Origin of the sequence: Sulfitobacter sp. EhC04 (assembly GCF_001650875.1) — a bacterium.
Classification (GTDB): Bacteria; Pseudomonadota; Alphaproteobacteria; order Rhodobacterales; family Rhodobacteraceae; genus Sulfitobacter.
Map to the genome: position 1 here is coordinate 1 of NZ_LXYI01000079.1, position 5,791 is coordinate 5,791.

Consider the following 5,791-nt stretch of genomic DNA (forward strand, 5'->3'; position numbering starts at 1 on the left):
CCAGCAGCCGTAGCGCTCAGGCAAGACTGCGTGCGGAAGAGGCCACCCGCCAGAAGGCCGCATCCGCCAAGCGCGGGGCCCACAAGCGCGGCAAGAACGAAGAGGACGATCTGACAAAGGATTTGCAGGCGTCCATGATCCGTTCAGCCAAGACCTTCATCGCAGGGTTCGAGAACATCCAGCGCCCGGATCCCGAGACGAAAGAACTCCGCGACCTGACCGTCAGTGATGACGACATCATGTGGTTTTTGGATTTGAACATGGTCAGCGTTCCGCACCTCCTGCGCATCGGGAACGATCCCGAGCAAGAAGAAGATGAGGAAGACGAGGAATATGAGGCCCGCCTGGCCGAGCACAAGGCCAAGTGGTTGTCGCCGTCCTTCGCCCAGCAGGTCATCGACCACGCCCGCGAGGATGACAATTTTTTGGGGAAATCGTCAGCAGACTGAAGCTGCACGCCCTTTGCGTCGGCTATCTCCATAGCACGCCGGAAAAATCAAAACTGACCCGGCTTGATATGGAGAAAGATCGCATCGAGAGGGGCCGCGATCCGCAGGTTGAAATGCCTGACATCGAGTTCGCGGCTCATCTAATCGACGCCATGAACAAGATTGGCCCGGTCAGAGGTTCGATGTCCGGGCCAGTTCCTACCGATTGGGATGTGATATTGCCTTTCGGGACCGCAACTCAACGACTGACAGAGCCTTGGGAATACGAGGCTTTGTCGGAGATGTGCGTCCAGTACCATCGCGGGCTGACCAAGGGGGCGGATCCACTTTGTAAGCCACCGATGGAATGGGAAAGACCTTTCGAGGATTGAGGGGGAACAAGGGGGGTAGTAGTTCGTGGCCCCGAGGTCTTTGACGCTGACGCGGAACTAGTCATTGAAAGGCTGGTTGAGTTTTTCAAACTGTGCGGCGCGGCCCAGCCGCATGGGCCGCCTTGCAGAAAAGCGCGCCCCCCTTCACCTTGAAACATTTTGATCAACTGCATGTTGTGTCTGCCTGTCGTTGCGAGCATGATATGGTATATAACCAAGTTTTTTGATCACAAGTTTCACACTTAAATGTGCGCGTGTTGACAGAAGTAAACGAAATATTAGATAAGAGCGCATAGGATGAGTCGGCCAAGACACGCCAACAAGGACATCGAAGCGGCAGTTTCATACGCAGAAGAATGCGGTTGGAGATATGTCGCGGCAGGAAAGAGCGCACATGTTTGGTGCAAGCTTTACTGCGAATTCGCTGACCGAGAGGGGTGTCGCGTGTCGGTTTATTCCACGCCAAGAAATGCGCATCACCATGCATCGACAATCAAAAAAGCTGTCAGTCGATGCTCGCACTTAGTCGACAAAGAAGGAGGCTAACATGACTGTTTTTGATTTTACATTTGTCGTTGAGGCTGATCTTGACGATGAGGCTTTCGAGGATCGTTTTTTTGAAGCTGGCTGTGACGATGCCACATACATGGTCATGCGTGGCAACGGGCATTTGTGCTTTGATCGTGAGGCGGAAACCTACAAAGAGGCGGTCCTCTCTGCGTATGAGCAGATCGTCAGCACTGGAACCTCGATTGTTCGTTTCGAACCTGATTTCTTGGTGAGCGCAGCAGAGATTGCATCGCGCTCAGACATGACGAAACAGGCTATCGGCCTTTTCATCAAGGGCGCGCGCCGGGACGGTTTTCCAGCCCCGACAGCTCGTGTGAATTCAGCCAGCCCCCTTTGGGATTGGGTTCAAGTTTCGCGATGGATGGTGGACCATGGCAAGCTGGATTTTCATGTCTACTGTGATGCGTTGCTTTCGCGGGTCATTAATGTTGGGTCCCAATTCAACAACTTGGCTGGAGAGAGCAGGGTAAACATCCACGAGTTGCTCGAAGCGGCCTAGCCGTCGGCATCCCGGTGGGGGTGGCTAATCTAGGCGGGTGGCGTGTACCCTGCGCCCCCGCAGTCAATAGCCGCAGTTGCGCCTGTTGCAAATATGGGCCTGACATATGGCTTTGAATAATCAACCGATGCGACGGTCATAACCTCAAAAGTCTGAAATCCGATAAATCCCCCGAAGGCGTTCTTAGCATTCAATTGGCCGCAAATAAGTCGGTTTCCATTAGGTGCCTGAAATACTTGGATACCCGATGTCTGTGCTGATTTCGGGTCAGCCAGACTTACCATGAACGCACGATCCATAGTTTTCTTGTCGGCTTCAGTTATGTTTGCTGGAGTAAATCCTTGACTGCTCGTGCACGCGGTGACGGCAAGAATCCCAACTAAAAAGAAAATTTTCTTCAACATCTCAAACCTCCGAACTGAACCGGACCCACTATAGGGGCCGGTTTTTTTCGTTCAACGATTTTCACATCTTCAAGCCAGGAGCCTGAAAATGGCCAATTTTGCCGACCTCATTCTTGGCGCTGATACCCGCCAGATGGACAAGGCCGTCCACAGTCTCGATGACGTGGTGGAGCATGGCGCACGCGCCGAGAAGGCGACCGACGGCGTAGGCAAGGGCTTTGACAAGGCTGGCACCAAGGCGCAGGCGGCGCGTCCGAAGATCAAGGGGTTCGCCACTGACGCGATGAGCGTCGAGAAGGTGGCGAAGATGGCGGCGCGGTCCCTGGGGGTTCTCGCTGCTGGCTTTATCTCCATACAGGGAATCGGATCTGCGACCGCCGAGGCGCGTGCGTTCAACGCGTCCATCTCAGAGACCTCGACCCTGATCGAAGGCACGCCGCGCCAGTTGGCGATGCTGGAGGAATCGGCCCGGTCGATGGGGGTTCAATTCGGCACCACCGGCAAGCAGCAGGTCGAGGCATTTTATCAGGCCATCTCGGCCGGTGCGGGCGATGTCCGCCAGTCTGCCGAACTGCTTGAGCAGTCCAACAAGTTCGCCATTGGCGGCGTAACCAGCACGACCATCGCGGTCGATGCTCTGACCACGGCTACCAACAGCTACAAGGCATCAAACCTGACCGCTGCACAGGCGTCTGACGCGATGTTCGTTGGCATCCGGGCGGGCAAGACCACGGCGGCAGAGCTTGGCGCTGCTCTCGGCAACGTCCTGCCCATCGCCTCTGCCCTGAACGTGTCCTTCGATGAAGTTGTGGCCACGACGGCGGCCTTGACCACGCAAGGTCTCACGACCGCACAATCTGTCACCGGCCTCCGTGCTGCGTTGACCGCTGTGACCGGGCCCACCAAGCAGGCAAGCGATCTTGCGGCACAGCTTGGCATCGAGTTCAACACCGCAGCGATCGAGAGCATGGGGCTGAAGGGCTTCCTTGACCAGATCGTTGTTGCGACCGGTGGCTCCGCCGACGCCATGCGTGCTTTGTTTGGCTCGGTCGAGGCGACCACGGCAGTTCTGGCCCTTGCCGGGGGCGGATCAGCACAGCTGACATCCATCCTGGAGCAGATGGAGAATAAGCTGGGTGCAACTGAGACGGCATTCCAGAAGATCAACAGCAGCCTTGACGGTCGCCTGAACAGGGCGACGGCGGCGCTTGGAGATATCTTGCTCGGGCTGGGGAACGTGATCCTGCCAATCCTCGTGCCCGCAGCCGAAGCGATGGCGGGGGCGATGATGCTCTTGGCCAACAATACAGATGCCCTCGGTGTTGCTATCGGGATCCTGGCAGCCTCGAAGATCCCAGCCTTGATTTCTGGCATGTTGGGATCGGTATCCTTGCTCAGCATCATGGAGGTCCAGTTCATCGCAGGCGCCGTAGCGGCTCGCGGAATGGCAGTCGCCATGAACCTTATTCCTGGCGTTGCGATCTTCACCGGAATCACGGCGGCACTAACCTCAACGTACAGAGCATATGGCGAGGCGCGAGACAGAGCGGAGGAGTATGCCGCGTCAGCTGAGGTCGCAGCCAAGAGCAAAAAGCTTCTCAACGAGCAGCTGGGGATCTACATCAAGAGCCATGCTCCGCAGGCCAGAGATCTCGTCATCAAGGAGACCCAGGCACAGATTGAACATGCCCGGTCCATCCTCCTGGTTGCCGAGGCGAACGTCAAGATGTTCGAGACACACCGCAATGGCCTGAACCCGGCTCTGCGCAATACTGAGGCAATGTTGGAGTCTCAGGCTCGGGCAGAGGAGTACAAGATCGAGTTGGAGGGACTGCGGATCCAGCTCTCATCCCTACTCCGTGACACTCGGGACACTGCTGCGGGACTTGGGGACACTGGCAGCGGTTTCTCTGATCTCTCTGCAGGAGCGAAGGAGGCAACCGCCCAGGTCTATACCGTCATCCCATCTCTGATCGAATTGCGTGAGGAATACGGTGCATCCGCCGAAGCGATGCGGGCCGTCCTGATGGCTCAGAATGAACTGGCGGAAGCGGACGCATCTGCTGGGTTCCAGAAGGTTCTTGCGACGGTCTTGACGCTGAATGAAACCCTCGGTCTCGGCGCGGACAAAGTGGCCTTCCTGAAAGCGGACATCGAGGCCATTGGCGCGATGGATACCTTCGGCCAGCAGTCGCGCGCGATCGCGGAGATGGCAAGCTACATCTTCAACGCGGCCGGTGGTCTGGACAACATGGATGCGAACACGCGCGGCGTCTACCAGGCGCTGCTGGCTGCATCTGTCGAAGCCGGTGCACTGGGATCGCAGATCGCGATTGCCGAGGCGTCCACCACGACGCTCGGTGCTGCCATCGCGCGTATCGCTCCGCAATTCGCGCCTGCGATTGTGGCGGCGAACCGCCTCGCTACCGCGATTGCAAACATCGTTTCGCAGATGGGCGGGCTCGCATCCGGCCTCCTGCGTCTTTCCACCTCTGCCTCTGCTGTGGCAAACGTGACCTCTGCGGCGGGTGGGTTCCTGTCCGGATTGAGCACGAAGGTTCTCAAATCTGCCTCCACCGGTCTTGCGGGCGTGGCTGCCAATCTTGGTGCAGTGTTCGGTCAGTCCCAGAAGTCCGGAGCTTCGGTTCAGTCACTTGGCAAGCACCTCAACAGCTTGGTCAACCCTGCTGGCTCCGGCGGTGGTGGTGGCGGTGCAGCCAAGAAACTGTCTGAAGAAGCGAAGGAGGCGGCACGGCAACTCAAAGAGGTTGAGCGCGCGGCAGAGCAGCTTGAGCAAGCCATCAATCGACCCTTGGTCAGCGCAATCGACGGGTTTGCCAATGCAATCGGGGATTTCGTGGCTGGCGGACTTCGGGATTTCAAAAAACTTGGCCAGGCCATTCTGAACACCATCGTGTCCAGCATCTCGCAGGCTATCGCCTTCGCTGTTGCCAACCCGATCAAAATCGTGCTCGGGCTATCCGGAGGCCTCACCGGTGGTGTGGCGCAGGCGGCAACGGGGGCCGCAGGCGGCGGTGGCGGCGGCGGTCTTCTGGGTGGGATTGGTAGCATCGGTGGCGCTCTCGCGGGCGGTTTCATGAACTCTGTGGGCTCGCTTTTCAGCAGCGGCGTTGGCGGTATGTTCAGTTCTATCGGCGCGCAGGTTGGTACGGCATTCGCGACTGGTACAGGCACAGCTATTGCAGGTGCCATCGGCGCCATTGCGGCTCCACTGCTTGCCGTCGCCGCCGTTTTCAGTTTCTTCCGAAAAAAAATTACCGAACTGGACCGCGGGATCCGCGTGACAGTTGACGGCATGAGCACGCTTGTCGAGACATTCCAAACGCTCGAAACCAAGCGTTTCTGGGGCCTCTCCAAGAAGGTTCGCACCACCTATACCGAAGCCGACGAGGATGTGGCCGCTCCACTCCAAAACATTGTTGCTGAAATTCAGGATAGCCTGATCAGCGCGGCGGAGACCCTTGGGATCACGTCGAG

Annotated in this window: 4 protein-coding genes; 3 read left to right on the forward strand and 1 reads right to left on the reverse strand. The window is 57.7% G+C overall.

Going from position 1 to position 5,791, the window contains the following annotated elements; all coding sequences use genetic code 11:
- Together A8B82_RS24280 and A8B82_RS21455 are read left to right on the forward strand one after the other, a co-directional pair.
- Positions 1 to 449 (forward strand): hypothetical protein (locus A8B82_RS24280; RefSeq protein WP_161489495.1); only part of this gene is annotated, 449 nt, incomplete at its 5' end.
- Positions 450 to 1,367: 918 nt separating this feature from the next.
- Positions 1,368 to 1,889, forward strand: a complete 522-nt coding sequence (locus tag A8B82_RS21455; protein WP_067297239.1) for a hypothetical protein — start codon at positions 1,368 to 1,370, stop codon at positions 1,887 to 1,889.
- 29 nt (positions 1,890 to 1,918) lie between these two features.
- On the opposite strand, the gene A8B82_RS24075 is transcribed toward A8B82_RS21455, so the two are convergent.
- Positions 1,919 to 2,293 carry a hypothetical protein gene (locus A8B82_RS24075; protein WP_138069841.1) on the reverse strand — a complete coding sequence of 125 codons (375 nt, stop codon included), beginning with the start codon at positions 2,291 to 2,293 and terminating at the stop codon, positions 1,919 to 1,921.
- Between the two features lie 88 nt (positions 2,294 to 2,381).
- On the opposite strand from A8B82_RS24075, the gene A8B82_RS21460 reads away from it, so the two are divergent.
- A partial coding sequence (locus A8B82_RS21460; RefSeq protein ID WP_067297241.1) for a phage tail tape measure protein occupies positions 2,382 to 5,791 on the forward strand: 3,410 nt, incomplete at its 3' end.

Coding starts and splice junctions, on each gene's coding strand:
- A8B82_RS21455 (WP_067297239.1), top strand. CDS start 1,368: ATGACTGTTTTTGATTTTACATTTGTCGTTGAGGCTGATCTTGACGAT.
- A8B82_RS24075 (WP_138069841.1), bottom strand. CDS start 2,293: ATGTTGAAGAAAATTTTCTTTTTAGTTGGGATTCTTGCCGTCACCGCG.